Raw genomic sequence first — 15141 nt, 5'->3', positions numbered from 1 at the left:
CCATGACAAGAGTCGACATAGACAGTGCATATGAGCGCCGCGACGTCGAGTACAGCGGCCGCCGCAAGATTCACCAGGAGGATGCCTTCGAGCGCTACATCTCCCGAAAGGTCGCTGCCCTCGGCGGCGCGGGCTGGGCCCTCTCACCTGACGATACGGGGTTCGACCCGAACGACGCACTCGTGTTCGACGACTTCGTCGCCTGGCTCGAGGCCACCGCGCCGGAGAAGCTCGACAAGATGCGCCGAGAGAAGGGCGCGAGGTGGGAGGACCAGCTGCGCCGCGCGCTCGTGAAGAGCCTGGAGAGAAACGGTACCGTTCTCACGCTACGCAAGGGATTCCAGGTGGCCGGTTACCAGACCATCGAGTGCATGGCTGGCTACCCGGACGACGAGCGCGTGCCCGGGGCGAGGGAGCGCTACGACGCCAACATCCTGCGCTTCATGCACCAGGTTCACTACCAGACCGCCGGGAGCAAGTCTCTCGACTTCGCTCTGTTCGTCAACGGCATCCCCGTCGCCACCGGCGAGGTCAAGACCGAGCTCACCCAGACCGTGCGTGACGCCATCGACGAGTACGTCGACGAGCGCAGGCCCATAGAGCCCGACGGCGGCAGGAAGAACTCGCTGCTCATGTACAAGAGGGGCGCCGTGGTCCACTTCGCAGTCTCCGAGGACGAGGTCTGGATGTGCACGAACCTCGGCCCCTTCCCGAGCAGGTCGGCGAAGCCCCGCTTCCTCCCGTTCAACCTGGGCCGCGACGGCGGGGCCGGCAACCCGGACGCGCCCGAGGGCGAGTACAGGACCCACTACCTCTGGGACACCATCCTCCAGCGAGACAACTGGCTGTCCATCTTCGACCGCTTCGTCTTCGAGGAGGTCGAGGACAGGCAGGACGCGACGGGCCGCTGGCGCAAGACGGCGACCCAGATCTTCCCGCGCTACCACCAGTTTGACGCAGAGAGGAAGGTCCTGGCCGACGCGCGGGAGCATGGGGCGGGACGCCGCTACCTCATCGAGCACTCGGCCGGCTCCGGCAAGACCGAGACCATCTCCTGGGCCGCGCACGACCTCGCGAGGCTCCGCCGCGCGGACGGAGAGAAGATGTTCTCCAGCGTCGTGGTGGTCACCGACAGGCTGTCGCTTGACCAGAACATAAAGAAGACCATCTCCCAGCTCTCCAAGGTGACCGGTCAGGTCGTCATGGTCGGCCGCGACGAGAGGGGCAGCGCCGTCGCCGACGGCTCCAAGAGCTCCCAGCTCGTCGAGGCCCTTCGGCAGAAGAGGGAGATCGTCGTGGTCACCATCCAGACGTTCCTTTACGCGTGGCCGGACATCGCGGCGCTGCCCGAGCTTGACGGCTCCGGATTCGCGGTGATCGTCGACGAGGCGCACAGCTCTCAGGAGGGCAGCTCGGCGGCGTCCCTCAAGACCGCCTTCAACGCGGCGGCGGACAAGCTGAAGTTCGAGAGGATGCTCGACTTCGATGAGGACTCGGACGACGGCGGGTCGGTCATGGATGCCTACTTCGCCCAGATGCAGGCGAGCAACCTCATGCCGCCGAACGTCTCTTTCCTCGCGTTCACAGCGACCCCAAAGGCCGAGACAAAGACCCTGTTCGGCACGCCCACGGGCGAGGAGGACGAGGACGGCAATCCGGTCATGGGCAGCTTCCACCTCTACCCGATGCGGCAGGCGATCGAGGAGGGCTACATCATCGACCCGCTCTCGGGATACGTGCCCCTGCGCACCCTCACGAGGATCGAGGACGAGTCCGAGGACGCCGACGGCAGACTCGTCGACGAGCGCCGCGCCAGGAGGAAGATCGCCAAGTGGCGCTCGCTCCACCCGACGAACGTCATGGAGAAGGCCAAGTGGATCATCGACCACTTCGTCGACAACGTGGCTCCGCTCCTGAACGGCGAGGCCAAGGCCATGATCGTCACCTCCGGGCGTCCCGAGGTCGTGCGCTACAAGTACGCGATAGAGGCGTACCTCCGCGCCCGTCCGGACCTCGACCCCGCCAAGGTCGAGCCGAAGCTGCGCTTCAAGGTGCCCGGCGAGCCGCTCGTCGCCTTCTCCCAGAAGGTCCTGGGCGACAGGTGCGTCCTGCCCGAGGACGAGTACCTCGAGGACAACCCGTTCGCCCTCATCGAGCGCGGATACGAGTACACCGAGGCCAACATGAACCCGACCGGGCAGGGCCCGGTCGAGAGGGCGTTCGACCGCCCTGAGAGCAGGCTGCTCATCGTGGCCAACAAGTTCCAGACCGGGTTCGACCAGAAGAAGCTAGTCGCCCTCTACGTCGACAAGCCGCTCGGCAACGCCATCGAGATCGTGCAGACCTACTCGCGCGTCAACAGGACGTGCTCCGGCAAGGACGGGGTCTTCGTCGTCGACTTCGTGAACGACCCCGAGACGGTTCTCGCCGCCTTCAAGACCTACGACAAGGGCGCGACGATGAGCACGGCCCAGGACCCGAACATCGTCTACGACCTGAAGGACGCCCTCGACGCGGCCGACGTGTACGCGACGCGAGACGTCGAGGGGTTCAAGGAGGCGCTCTACAGGTCCAAGGGCCTCGCAGCCGGTGAGGAGAGCGATGCCTACAGGACCGCCCTCTATTCCGCCGTCTCCGGGCCCGCCGAGATCTTCCGCGAGAGGTTCGCGGCGGCCAGGGACTCCTACGAGACTTGGCTGGAGTGCGCCAACCGGGCGGAGGCGGCCGGCGAGGCCGAGGGGACGGAGAGGGCCAAGAGGAGCGCGGACGAGGCGGCGGGACGCGTCGCGGAGCTGATGACCTTCAGGAAGAAGCTCTCCAAGTACTGCTCCGCCTACACGTTCCTGTCCCAGGCGCTCGACTTCGGCGACCCCGACCTCGAGGTGTTCTACAGCTTCGCAAAGCTGCTCGGCCACAGGATCGCGGGCACCTCGCTCGACGACGTCGACGTGCGCGGCCTCGTGCTTCGGGACTTCCGCATATCGGCCCAGAAGGTCCCCGAGGGGGTCGAAGGCGGCGAGCTCATGCCGATGGGCGCTGGCGGCTCAGGCACCGCGCCCAAGCGCGACACTATGGCGAGGATCGTGGAGAGGCTGAACCGCACGTGGGGCGACGAAGGTGACCCCCTCGTGAAGGCCCGAGCCGTCAACGCGGTCTCCGATGCCGTGGCGGCAGATCCCGTGACCAACACGCAGATCACGAACACGAGCAACACGAAGGAGGCCGTCCTCGCGGACGGGCGCCTGCGCAACATCGTCATCAGGGCCCTCATGTCGATGATGAGCAACGAGCTTGGAGACCTCGCCGAGCAGGCGCTCGACGACCCGCAGGCGATCGAGCCCCTGGCCGACCAGGTGTACGACCTCATCTCGCAGGGGAAGCGCTACGACATCGCCGAGCTCGCCTCCTACCTCTCGAGGGGAAAGTAGATGGGCGTGGCAGGCTACGTCGAGGAGCTGCTTGGTGTCCGGGACTGCGAGCTCATCGGCAGCGCGACCAAGGTCGATTGCGGTAGGAGGCTCCAGCAGTTCGACCTGAGATACCGCGGGCCCGTCCCCGCATCGTGTCCCGAGTGCGGCGGGACGCTGCACAGCCACGGCGCGAGGACCGTCGGCGTTGTGTCGACGCCACACCTGGGCATCCCGACGAGGCTCGAGATAGGGTTCCCGCGGATGCGATGCCCGGAGTGCGGCTACGTGTGGCGCCCGGCGATAGGCGGGATCGACGAGAGTCACCGGATGACGGAGGCGGCATACGCCGACATCGCCCAACGCTCGCTCAGGCTCACCTTCCGCGAGGTCGCCGAGGAGTACCCGCTCTCGCACGTCACCGTGAAGAGCGTCTTCGAGGACTACGTCCGCGAGAACGCCTCGAGGCTTCGCTTCAAAGTGCCGGCGTTCCTGGGCATAGACGAGAAGAACCTCAAGAGGGTCGGCATGGTGACCGTGATCACTGATCTCGAGCACAGGACGGTCTTCGACATGGTGCCCGGCAGGACGCAGTCCGACCTCGACGCCTATTTCTCCTCGTTGGAGGGCCTCGAGCGCGTACGATGGGTTTCGAGCGACATGTACCGGCCGTTCTGGAGGAGCATAGCCAAATACACCCCGAACGCGACATGGGTCATCGGCCACTTCCATGTTGTGAGGGGAGCCAACGAGGCCTTGGACGCGGTCCGCAAGGGCTTCCAGGGAGCTCTCGACAGGAAGGGTCGCCTTGAGCTAAAGAAGGGCCTCGCCTACGTCCTTAGGAAGCGAACGCGCGACCTCAGCCTCTACGAGGCGTCGGCCCTAAGGGCGCTACGGGAAGACTCCTCCTACTCGACGCTGATGACCGCGTACGACCTCAAGGAGGACTTCTTCGGCATTTACGACGACCATCCGTCCTCACGCGAGGAGGCTGAGGCGGCGTTCGACGCCTGGATTCGGGAAATTCCCGATGGCAGGGAGTTCGATCCGTTCAGAGCCCTTGCTCGGACCGTTCAGAACCACCGCGAGTTCATCTTCAACTACTGGGAATGCCCCAGCCGTATCTCGAACGGCTACACCGAGTGCGCGAACCGGCTCATAAACGAGACGGACATGAGAGGGCGCGGATACTCGTTCGAGACGCTCCGGGCAAGGACCCTCTACCGCAGGCAGAACCTCGACCGCATCATCGCGAGCAACGGGCTCACGATCGGCCCTCGCATCGATGCACCCGGTCCGCTCTTCGTGACCGAGCCCGACCGCGAGGACGAGGCCGTCGATGAGTTCATAGACCCGAGGTCGGGAGTGGAGGTCGACGCAACGACGGGAGAGATGCTGTGAATTCGAGGCTCGACGAAATTGCAGCCTGGGAGCCAAGGCCTTCAGGCGGCCTGAAATGCGATGCCAACGAATACGGCTTTCCGACCGTAATCCATCGCACACCAAGCAGGCTCGTGGAGGAATGCGAGAAGGCCTTCGATGCGGGGCTTCTCCTCGCGGCACTGAACCTCGTCGTGACCATACCGGACGTCTGCGCAAAAGCCGTCGGCATGCGATACATCGACTGGTGCGTTAAATACCTGGAGCTTCCCAATACCGGCGAAAAGATGGCGGCAGAGCGAAAAGACGAGAAGAGTCAAAGTGAGATAAGCGAGGAGTTCGACGTTATAGAGGCGCGAGGTATATTCACAGCTTCAGACCTCTATCAACTGCGTTGCGCCGTTATCCATGCGGGATCATCAGTCATCGAAGGCAGAGGGGAGGATTATAGTCCTTATAAGGTTATCGGGGTATGCGTTCACGGCGACGCTCATGGGATCGTCGCGAGCTATGGCCATACCGGGGCGGGTACGGAGAACCTGAAGGGGTGCGCATACGATTGCGTCATCAAGCTCGAAGGCCTCGTCTCCCTCATGGCCAAGGGCGTTGTGTCTTTCCTCGAAGAAGATCCCGAGCGGGATTGCGAAAGGACCATCAAGTCGGGGATAGACCGCAGAGGCGTGACGGATTTTAGATCGCTAATCCAACGGCCCGTTCGTTAAATATGTGGTTGGAGTTGTGCTAATACCATTTGTAAAATAAATGGTTGGAACTTGATAGCCCGGTTCTTACTTTGCCAACCGGTAATTTACTAACTTCCAACCATTTATTTTACATGCCCTTTTGTTTTTAACGCAAGCTTTATGCCGGTGAGCTTGTGTTCGATGCCACTTGTCGAGGCTGAGTGCAGGTCGGCGACTTGCTCGATGTCTGATTTGCCCTTCGATCAGTTCTTGTCGAGCTCCTTTGGACGGGAGAGGCAGCGATCTAGATATCCGCTCTTGGCATATGAGACAAGAAGTCCGTAAGACTGTGGCAATGTCAAAAGGCATACACAAGTGTCAGTCTTTTGACATCGTATGATTTTGGGGAGTGGCGTGCAGCGATCGCGCGCCACCATGACAGCGTAAGTGTTTGCTTTCGTTGTAGAATCTAACGATATGAGCATCCCGGTTGCTTCAGTGCTTCGATGCTCTCGTCTTTAGCGCCCTCCGCTCAGTGGAGGACTGACTGCAAACGGCGTAAACAAGAAAAGGGGAGCAAGCGCAAATGAAAGCAACCGAGGCAAATCTGCTCGACCTTATGGGCGTGGCGAAGATGCAGTTCGTCATTCCCGTGTACCAGCGAGTTTACTCGTGGAGTGTAAAAGAGTGCGAGGTGCTTTGGGATGACGTCATGCGAGCGGGTCGTGATGGCGTATCGCACTTCGTGGGGTCGATGCTCTATATCCCCGAGTCCGAGAGCTCTGCCACGAGCATTTCGCGCGTGCTTCTGATTGACGGACAGCAGCGCATGACGACGTTTTCGTTGATGATCTCTGCCTTGGCTGACTATTTGGAGAGCAACCCCGACAAGGCCGGTTTCCTTGGCGATCTCAAGATCTCAGCGCTGCGGAAGAACTACCTCTTTAACGATGATGACTACAACGGTCTGGCGCGCTACAAGCTGGTGCTCTCGCAGGACGATAAAGAGACGCTGTTCTCCATTGTGTCTGGGTCTCCTGTGCCAGATGAGAAATCGGATCGCATTGTCGAGAACCATGCGTTCTTCCGTGAAAAGATGCACGGGAAATCATTCGACCCAGCAAGGCTTTGGGCGGGGCTAAACCGCGTGCAGGTCATCGACACTAAGCTCACCGCTGGCGTTGATAATGCCCAGCTCATATTTGAGTCCATGAACTCCAAGGGCAAGCCGCTCACGCCTATTGACCTCATTCGTAACTACGTTCTTATGTCGCTTCCCAACGACGAGCAGACCAAGCTTTACGAGGGTTACTGGCATCCGCTCGAGCGTTTGTTCGGTAAAGGCGGCGAAGAAGAGTTCAATGCATTTATCTGGTACTGGCTGTGGCTCAAGGTTCCCAATAGGATGCCGAAGGAAAACGAGGCCTACCACGAGTTCAAACGCTATTTCGCTGATGACTACGATGGAGATACCGAGGGTCTGCTGAAGGAACTCCGCGAATATGCGCAAAGATATGCCAGGTTATTCCTTGGCAAGGAGAAAGACGGGGGTCTGCGCCGAGTGTTCGGTAGAATTGCCTGTCTTTATGTGAAGCCGGTTAGACCTTTGCTGATGCTGCTTTACTCGGTTTATGAAGGAGGCAGGATTGACCGCAATACGTTTTTACGTATCTGCGAGACTATCGAGTCGTTTCTGTTCAGACGGGCGGTTTGCGGCAGGCTTACCACGGGTCTAAATAATTTCTTTGCCGGCATGTATCGCAACCTTGAGCAACAGGACGATATAGAGGAGTACGTTACGGCGATGCTCCTTATCCACAGCAGCGGTATGACCGCGTACTTCCCAACAGACGAGCATTTTGTCGAGGAGTTTAAGACGCGTGACTGCTACAACCGCTTCTCCAAAAAGCGCTATTACCTGGAGCGCATTGAGAACTGGCACCACCCGAAGGAGCCCATCTCGGCTGACGATTACCAGATTGAGCACGTCATGCCCCAGACGATCGATGATGAACACGACTGGAAGGAATCGCTTGGTGAGAACTGGGAAGACATCCACGACAGGTTGTGCAACAACTTGGGAAATCTAACGCTGACGGGCTACAACCAGGAGTACTCAAACCGGTCGTTCTCGGACAAGCTCAATCTTCCGAACGTGGGACTTATGTGCAGCCCACTCTACCTAAACAAGTCGATTGCCTCGCATGAAAAATGGGGCGAGGAAGAGATTAGACGGCGCGCTAACGAGTTGGCGAAAGAGGCGTGTGAGATATGGAAATATCCCGACCTTCCGGCAGATGTCGTCGACAAGTATCGCCCCTCTCGTGGGGAGTCTGACGAGGCGCCTATCTGGACTCTGCAGGAGAATCACCCAACTTTTGCCGAAGGCGGACTCAACCAGAGGCTTTTCGATGAGGTGTGCGAGTCCGTTCTGAGTGGTAACCCTTCGTGGGAGTCCTATATAGCCAAGTACTATGTGGGCTTCAGGTCGGGCAAGCGAAAATTGCACGCCGTGCTAGAAGGCAGGACCAGCAATGGTGGCTGGATTGCCGTTGGCCTGGCAAAGAGCGTTGACGATCTGACGGATCCAGAGGGCCTGTGTCAGGACAAGCGCTCACAGGGCGGATTTGGCCCGGGTCTACCGACCTATGTCGCACTTCGGAATGCCGATGACATTCCCGCGGTGCTCGATCTTATAAAGCAGTGCTAGGCAAGGGCCGGGAATCTAATTCTCGGCCCTTGCTATCTCGGAATTGCCGATGGCTTATCTGCCCACCTAAACTCCCGCAATCCCACGCGCCGCACTCAACAGCTCGTACTCCCTCTGGCTCCACTGGCGCAGTTCAGCGGCGTCGACGGCGTCGCGGCACAGGTCCAGGAACACCTCGGCGCCCTCGCAGAAGCACTCGCGGGCAAAGGCGCCCGATCCGTCTGCAACGCACGCGCCGTCGGCGAAGAGCTTCCAGCTGGACGGCTCACGCGAGTCATTTCCGAGCAACTTGATCTGCAGTACGTGAGGGTCTCCGGCAACGCAGAGCTCTTCCTCGAGCGCCTGCACCGTAAAGCGCATCTGATGGGAGAGACTGCTCTTGACCATGGCCGAGGCATAGCCGCTCGGCTCGTCCAGAAGATGCATTCGTTTTGGCTTGGCTACCAGGTTGTGGAAGTTGCGCTCACTGCGCACGGAGAAATTGTCCATACGGACTCCTTTCATCGATGTTGGCAGGGCCACCGTGCCTCTTGGCCGGTTGGCGTCGGGATCGTGGAGCCAACTCTCTACCCCGACTCTGGATAAAACGCGCCCGCTCCTTGCTGGCACGATGGAGTCTATCAGCGCGCGCGGACACAAATCAAGCGCCGCCTGCGAAATGATGTGCAGACGGCGCTTGATTTCGCCGGCTGCTGTTAGGCTTAAATCCGAAAAAGTGTCGAAATATCCCGTGTAAAAGTACGGAAAAGTGTCGTAATACACACTTCAAAATCTCGAAAAAGTGTCGAAATGAGCATCTAGCAACCACGGAAAAGTGTATCCTAGTGCTAAAACAGCACGTAATAAGGGGTACGCTTATGCTACAGAGAAAAGCGAAAGCACAGTTTGAATCTTGGCTTGCCTCGTCGCCTAACAAGGCTCTTTTGGTCAAGGGCGCCCGACAGGTAGGAAAGTCATATTTGGTCAACGTCTTTGCAAGCGAATCGTTCGAAAATGTCGTGACGTTCGACCTTATCGCCGACGCGTCCGTGCGCGATTCGTTTTTGGCGGCAAAAAGCGCGGATGACCTGCTTATGCGCATGTCTATTGCTGCAACGCAGCCGATGGTTGCGAACAAGACCGTTGTGGTTATCGACGAGGTGCAGCGATGCCCCAACGTAGTGACGTTTATCAAATACCTGGTCCAGCGCGGCGACTTTCGATACATCCTTACCGGATCGCTCCTTGGCGTTGAGCTCGAGGGCATCGATTCCCTGCCGGTGGGGTATGTCGAGCAGGTCCAGATGTACCCGCTCGACTTTGAGGAGTTCTGCTGGGCAAGCGGCGTTGCTGCCGGAGCGTTTGACATGCTCAGGGGTTGTCTAAAGGACGAAAAGGAGCTCCCCGGCTATCTGTATGACCGCTTGCTCAATCTGTTCCATCAGTATGTGGTGGTGGGGGGCATGCCCGACGCGGTCAATTCCTTCTTGGCGACGCGCAATGTCGACGAGGTTCGAAACATCCATCGCGATCTTCACGCCCTGTATCGCGATGACATCGCAAAGTACGCTCCGCCTGAGCTACGCTTGGTTATTCGCGATATCTATGATCTGATTCCCAGCGAGGCCGGCTCCAAAAACAAGCGATTCAAACTGTCATCGATTAACGGTGTCAAACGTTTTTCGCAGGTGACAGATCATTTTCTCTGGTTGTCGGAGGCGGGTGTCGCGCTTCCCGTGTATAACGTAACGGCGCCCGTGGCACCCCTTTTATTGGGGGAGCAACGAAATCTGTTCAAGCTGTTTTACTTGGACACCGGAATGCTCATGTCGTCGTATTCCAAAAGGGTCGCCCAAGGCGTTTTTGGTGGGGAGGCGGAAGACGCCTTTGGCATGAACATGGGGGCGGCGTTTGAGGGCTTCGTTGCCCAAGAGCTCAAAGCCCATGGATTCAGATTGCGCTACTTTACGTCTAAAAAAGTCGGCGAGCTCGATTTTGTGGAGGAGACGCTCGATGGGGAGGTCCTTGCCATCGAGGTCAAGTCGGGCAAGAGCTTTAAGTCCCATGCGGCGCTCGACAACGCGCTCGCGACGAAGGGCTACGGAATCGATCGCGCCCTGGTACTTGCGGAATGTAATCTTCACCGCAATGGTGACGTGCTGTATCTGCCCATCTTTATGGCAGGGCTTTTGGAGCCGTAACATGCCGCCGGCTCTTCCGGCCCTCCCTTAACCCTCGCTACTCGTCGTCTCCGTCGTTGGGGTCGCCCTTGAGGGTGTTGATGTCCAGATACTCGTCATCGTCCTCTTTTTGCTGGGTCTCCGACTCCGCTTGGGTGGGGCCGGAGAACAGCCGGAATCCCTCAAACGCAATGACGCCGAGCAGGGCAATGACAATGGCGATAAAGGCAACCTTGACTGCCTGCGGAAATTCCGAAAAACGCAGCGCCTTTTCCTCGGCGTAATAATCGGCGAAGCGCTCTTCGCCCGTGCTTTTGGTATACGCCGGTGCGGACGCGGCCTCCGGGTCATATTCCGGTGCAGGCGTGGCAGCGTACGGATCGTTGAGATAATCGCTCGATGTGGTGCCATAATCCTCGGTCTCGATGCGACCGGCGTCAGCATGGCCATCGGAATAATCGGAATATGCCGCACCGCCCTCATAGCCCGCGGCGCTCGTGTTGGCGGCAAAAAGCGGGTTAACTGGAACGTCGAGCGCCGGCATGCCGGTAGAGGTCTCATCCAGATCGGCTGCAGCCCAGGAATCGTAGGCAACCTGATGGGCAACGGGCTCATCGAGCCTTGTGACCGGAGGCTTGCGTGCCGCAGGAACAGGCAACTGCTGGGCGCTGTACATAACGGTGCTGTCGGCCGATTTGCCCTGCGTCGCTGCAGCGAGAAATGCCGCCGTCTCGGACGGGTCGCTTGCGGGGCGGGGAGTGGGTGTGGGCGCAGACGCGGGCGTCGAAACAGGCGACTGCGCAGGAGCCGGCGCAGATGCGGGCTTAGGCGCAAGTGCGGGATTGGGGCTTGACGGGCGAGCCCCACCGCCCATGAGTTCGTCGGCGGTCCACGGGCGATCATCCATCACGTCGTCAAGGCTCAGCGAAAACAGGTCGTCTTCACCCTCATCGAACATGCGGTGCACATGTCCACCAATTGCCGGAATCAATCCGCGACCGGTGCATGATGCCTTGCTCAACGCCATTCTGTTCCACCCTTTCGAAATACTAATGACATCGATTATATGGAACTTTCCAAGCGGCTCGGTCTTGGATTCATGCTTTCCAGAACTCGCGCCCAAAAGGGGAGGGGCAATCCAGGCGAGTGCCTACTTGTCGTCTGTTGCCGCCTTGGCCTCATTGAGGTAGCTATAGAAGCTGTACTTGGAGATGCCAAAGAACTCGCAGGCGCGCTCGCTCGACTTGGAAATGAGGAAGGCGCCGCGACGGTCGAGGTAGCCAATGGCACGAATGCGCTCGTCTTTGGTCATGAGTGCCGCGGGCTTGCCCACAAACTGTTCGCACTCGTGCAGCAGGTCCTCGAGCAGGTCGCCGATGTTCTTGGTAATGGGCTCGGGCTCGGTGTAGCCCGTGCCGCCGGTGCCGGTAAAGGCGTCGAGCGAACGCTCAAAAGCCTTCATAAGCGTAATGTCAAAGTTGATGCCCAAAATGCCGACGGGCTTGCCCTCATCGTTGCGGATAAAGATGGTCGAGGACTTGAGCAGCTTGCCATCGGCGGTTTTGGTGAGGTACGGCTCGCGGTCGTGCACGTTGGCGGTGCCCTCGTGCATGGATTCAAGCACAATATGGCTGGGGCCGTCACCCAGTTTGCGCCCGCTGACGTGGCCGTTTTCGATCACTACGATGGAGCGGTCCACGTCCTCGGTCTCCAGGTCGTGGACGACGACTTCGCAGTTGGGACCAAATTGGAGCGCCAGACCGTGTGCGAGGCGCTTGTAAAACTCAATCTGTGCGGGGGTCATGGGTGCCTTCCTAAAAATTAGTTTGGGCATACTTTGCCATAAACCACACCTGTTCGCAAATAACGAAAGCGTCGCTGCGTTATGTAACCGTTCGGCGGCGAAAAGGTACCGATTACGGCAACAAACAATTTGTTAGGTTTTCCAATCAAAAAGTGTGATAGAACAGTGCTAACAAACTTTTTGTTTGGCATCCACATAAAAGTTCAGCCGTGTGAATGGGATCGGGCTGAAACGCGTATGCGGGGGCCGGCAAGAGAGAACTTAAGGAGTTCACCGTATGGCCGATAAGATCCAGTGGGCGGGCAACACGATGCCCAAGAGCGATGACAAGCACTTGGGAATCATGAGCCTCGACCACGTGAAGAAGGCCCGCGCCTTCCACCAGTCGTTCCCCCAGTACACCGTCACTCCGCTTGCCCGCCTGGATGGCCAGGCCGCGCGCCTGGGCCTGTCCAACCTGTGCGTTAAGGACGAGAGCTATCGCTTTGGCCTCAACGCCTTTAAGGTCTTGGGCGGTTCGTTTGCCATGGCCAACTACATTGCCGACGAGACCGGCAAGGACGTTGCCGAGTGCACCTTCGATTACCTGACCTCCGATCAGCTTGCCAAGGACTTTGGCCAGGCCACCTTCTTTACCGCCACCGACGGCAACCATGGCCGCGGCGTGGCATGGGCTGCCAACAAGCTGGGCCAGAAGGCCGTCGTGCACATGCCCAAGGGTTCCACCAAGCCCCGCTTCGATAACATCGCCGCCGAGGGCGCCACGGTGACCATCGAAGAGGTCAACTACGACGAGTGCGTGCGCATGGCCGCCGCCGAGGCCGATGCCTGCGAGCGCGGCGTCATCGTTCAGGACACCGCCTGGGAGGGCTACGAGAAGATCCCGTCCTGGATCATGGAGGGCTACGGCACCATGGCTTCCGAGGCTGCCGAGCAGCTGCGCGAGATGGCCATCAACCGCCCGACGCACGTCTTTGTCCAGGCTGGCGTGGGCTCGCTCGCCGGCGCCGTGGTGGGCTACTTCACCAACCTGTATCCCGATAACCCGCCCACCTTCGTCGTGGTCGAGTGCGCGCCTGCCGCCTGCCTGTACAAGGGCGCTGCCGCCGGCGACGGCGATCCGCGCATCGTGGACGGCGACATGCCCTCCATCATGGCCGGCCTGTGCTGCGGCGAGCCCAACATCCTGGGTTGGGATATCCTGCGCAACCACACCACCGCCTTCGTGTCCTGCCCCGACTGGGTCACCGCTCGCGGCATGCGCACCCTGGGCGCTCCCGAGAAGGGCGACCCGCGCGTTATCTCCGGCGAGTCCGGCGCCGTGACCACCGGTCTGGTCGAGACCCTTATGCTCGATCCCGAGTACGCCGAGCTCAAGGAGCTCATCGGCCTGGACAAGACGAGCTCCGTGCTCTGCTTCTCCACGGAAGGTGACACGGACCCCGACCAGTATCGCCGCATTGTTTGGGAAGGCGAATATCCGACTTGCTAATACTGGGCGGAGCAAATAGGTATCGCTCTGCCACCTCACAGGTAGATTCCTTCGTTTGAAAGGTTATGAACAATGACTAAAGAACTCGATTTTGATGCCATTAAGGCTGCGGCTGAGTCCCATCGTGCTGATATGACGCGTTTTCTTCGCGCAATGATTAGCCACCCCTCTGAGTCTTGCGAGGAGGGCGAGGTTGTCGCTTGCATCAAGGCCGAGATGGAGAGCCTTGGCTATGACGAGGTCAAGGTCGACGGCCTGGGCAACGTTATGGGCTTTATGGGCGAGGGCGACAAGATCATTGCCATCGACTCTCACATCGACACCGTCGGCATCGGCAACATCGAGAACTGGGATGCCGATCCCTATGAGGGCTACGAGACCGACGAGATCATTTACGGCCGCGGCGGCTCCGACCAGGAGGGTGGCATGGCTTCTGCTACCTACGCAGCCAAGATGATGAAGGACATGGGCCTCATCCCCGAGGGCTACAAGATCATGGTCGTCGGCACCGTCCAGGAAGAGGACTGCGACGGCATGTGCTGGCAGTACATCTACAACAAGGACGGCATTAAGCCCGAGTTCGTCATTTCCACCGAGCCCACCGACGGCGGCATCTATCGCGGTCACCGCGGCCGCATGGAGATCCGCGTCGACGTTCACGGCACCTCCTGCCACGGCTCCGCTCCCGACCGCGGCGACAACGCCATCTACAAGATGGCCGACATCATCGCCGACGTCCGCGCCCTCAACAACAACGGCTGCGACGAGTCGACCGACATCAAGGGCCTCGTCAAGATGCTCGACCCCAAGTACAACCCCGAGCACTTCGAGGACGCCCGCTTCCTGGGCCGCGGCACCTGCACCGTCAGCCAGATCTTCTACACCAGCCCCAGCCGCTGCGCTGTCGCTGACTCCTGCGCCATCTCCATCGACCGTCGCATGACCGCCGGCGAGACCTGGGAGTCCTGCCTGGACGAGATTCGCAACCTGCCGGCCGCCAAGAAGTACGGCGACGACGTGAAGGTCTCCATGTACATGTACGACCGTCCGTCCTGGACCGGCGAGGTCTACGAGACCGAGGCTTACTTCCCCACGTGGATCAACAAGGAGACCGCTCCGCACGTCAAGGCCCTCGTCGACGCCCACAAGGCCATGTTCGGTGACGAGCGCATCGGCTGCGAGCCCAGCATGGACAAGCGCACCGGTCGTCCGCTGTGCGACAAGTGGACCTTCTCCACGAACTGCGTTTCCATCCAGGGCCGCTATGGCATCCCCTGCGTCGGCTTCGGCCCGGGTGCCGAGTCTCAGGCTCACGCTCCCAACGAGGTCACCTACAAGGACGACCTGGTCACCGCTGCCGCCATGTATGTGGCTGCCCTGAACCTCTACGATCCGAGCCAGGCCGATGGCGACGCCACCGTGTTCCGCGCCGGTCTGACCAACAACAAGATCGATTAGTCCCATTCCTCGATCTTGTTGAGCCGGGGACAGCTCGTGTCCCCGGCA

General features: G+C 59.8%; 10 protein-coding genes and 1 riboswitch. Of the genes, 7 read left to right on the top strand and 3 right to left on the bottom strand.

The window, feature by feature from the left end; genetic code table 11:
* Nucleotides 1-2: 2 nt before the first annotated feature.
* The 4 genes from ACRX4W_RS00515 to ACRX4W_RS00500 all read left to right on the top strand — a co-directional run bounded on the left by ACRX4W_RS00515 (nt 3) and on the right by ACRX4W_RS00500 (nt 8180).
* Nucleotides 3-3428, top strand: a complete 3426-nt coding sequence (locus tag ACRX4W_RS00515; protein WP_118225868.1) for a DEAD/DEAH box helicase family protein — start codon at nt 3-5, stop codon at nt 3426-3428.
* Nucleotides 3429-4808 carry an ISL3 family transposase gene (locus ACRX4W_RS00510; RefSeq protein ID WP_432298883.1) on the top strand — a complete coding sequence of 460 codons (1380 nt, stop codon included), beginning with the start codon at nt 3429-3431 and terminating at the stop codon, nt 4806-4808.
* Nucleotides 4805-5509 (top strand): hypothetical protein, encoded by a 705-nt coding sequence (locus ACRX4W_RS00505; RefSeq protein WP_117655011.1) that lies wholly within the window; start codon nt 4805-4807, stop codon nt 5507-5509. Before ACRX4W_RS00510 ends, ACRX4W_RS00505 begins: the two co-directional genes overlap by 4 nt.
* Before the next feature lie 547 nt (nt 5510-6056).
* Complete coding sequence (locus ACRX4W_RS00500; protein ID WP_432298882.1) at nt 6057-8180, top strand: DUF262 domain-containing protein; 2124 nt, start codon at nt 6057-6059, stop codon at nt 8178-8180.
* 66 nt (nt 8181-8246) lie between these two features.
* Here ACRX4W_RS00500 and ACRX4W_RS00495 read toward each other — a convergent pair whose 3' ends face one another.
* Nucleotides 8247-8669 carry a hypothetical protein gene (locus ACRX4W_RS00495; protein WP_117655009.1) on the bottom strand — a complete coding sequence of 141 codons (423 nt, stop codon included), beginning with the start codon at nt 8667-8669 and terminating at the stop codon, nt 8247-8249.
* A gap of 8 nt (nt 8670-8677) precedes the next feature.
* Nucleotides 8678-8768: riboswitch (SAM riboswitch) on the bottom strand.
* Between the two features lie 269 nt (nt 8769-9037).
* Here ACRX4W_RS00495 and ACRX4W_RS00490 point away from each other — a divergent pair.
* Nucleotides 9038-10360, top strand: a complete 1323-nt coding sequence (locus ACRX4W_RS00490) for an ATP-binding protein (protein WP_432298881.1) — start codon at nt 9038-9040, stop codon at nt 10358-10360.
* A 37-nt stretch (nt 10361-10397) separates the two neighbouring features.
* On the opposite strand, the gene ACRX4W_RS00485 is transcribed toward ACRX4W_RS00490, so the two are convergent.
* Together ACRX4W_RS00485 and ACRX4W_RS00480 are read right to left on the bottom strand one after the other, a co-directional pair.
* Nucleotides 10398-11366, bottom strand: a complete 969-nt coding sequence (locus tag ACRX4W_RS00485; RefSeq protein WP_432298880.1) for a hypothetical protein — start codon at nt 11364-11366, stop codon at nt 10398-10400.
* Nucleotides 11367-11489: 123 nt separating this feature from the next.
* Nucleotides 11490-12143 carry a helix-turn-helix transcriptional regulator gene (locus ACRX4W_RS00480; protein WP_432298879.1) on the bottom strand — a complete coding sequence of 218 codons (654 nt, stop codon included), beginning with the start codon at nt 12141-12143 and terminating at the stop codon, nt 11490-11492.
* A gap of 277 nt (nt 12144-12420) precedes the next feature.
* Between ACRX4W_RS00480 and dpaL the strand changes: the two genes are divergently transcribed.
* Together dpaL and ACRX4W_RS00470 are read left to right on the top strand one after the other, a co-directional pair.
* Nucleotides 12421-13635, top strand: coding sequence for a diaminopropionate ammonia-lyase (gene dpaL / locus ACRX4W_RS00475; protein ID WP_055252227.1), 1215 nt, complete (start codon nt 12421-12423; stop codon nt 13633-13635).
* A gap of 72 nt (nt 13636-13707) precedes the next feature.
* Nucleotides 13708-15093: a YgeY family selenium metabolism-linked hydrolase gene (locus tag ACRX4W_RS00470; protein WP_099432046.1), complete on the top strand. Its 1386-nt coding sequence runs from the start codon at nt 13708-13710 to the stop codon at nt 15091-15093.
* Nucleotides 15094-15141: the final 48 nt, after the last annotated feature.

This window comes from Collinsella aerofaciens (genome assembly GCF_964283865.1).
In the GTDB taxonomy this organism is placed as follows: Bacteria; Actinomycetota; Coriobacteriia; order Coriobacteriales; family Coriobacteriaceae; genus Collinsella.
Note: the sequence above shows the minus strand (reverse complement) of the source record. Positions and strands in the feature narration are given on the sequence as shown.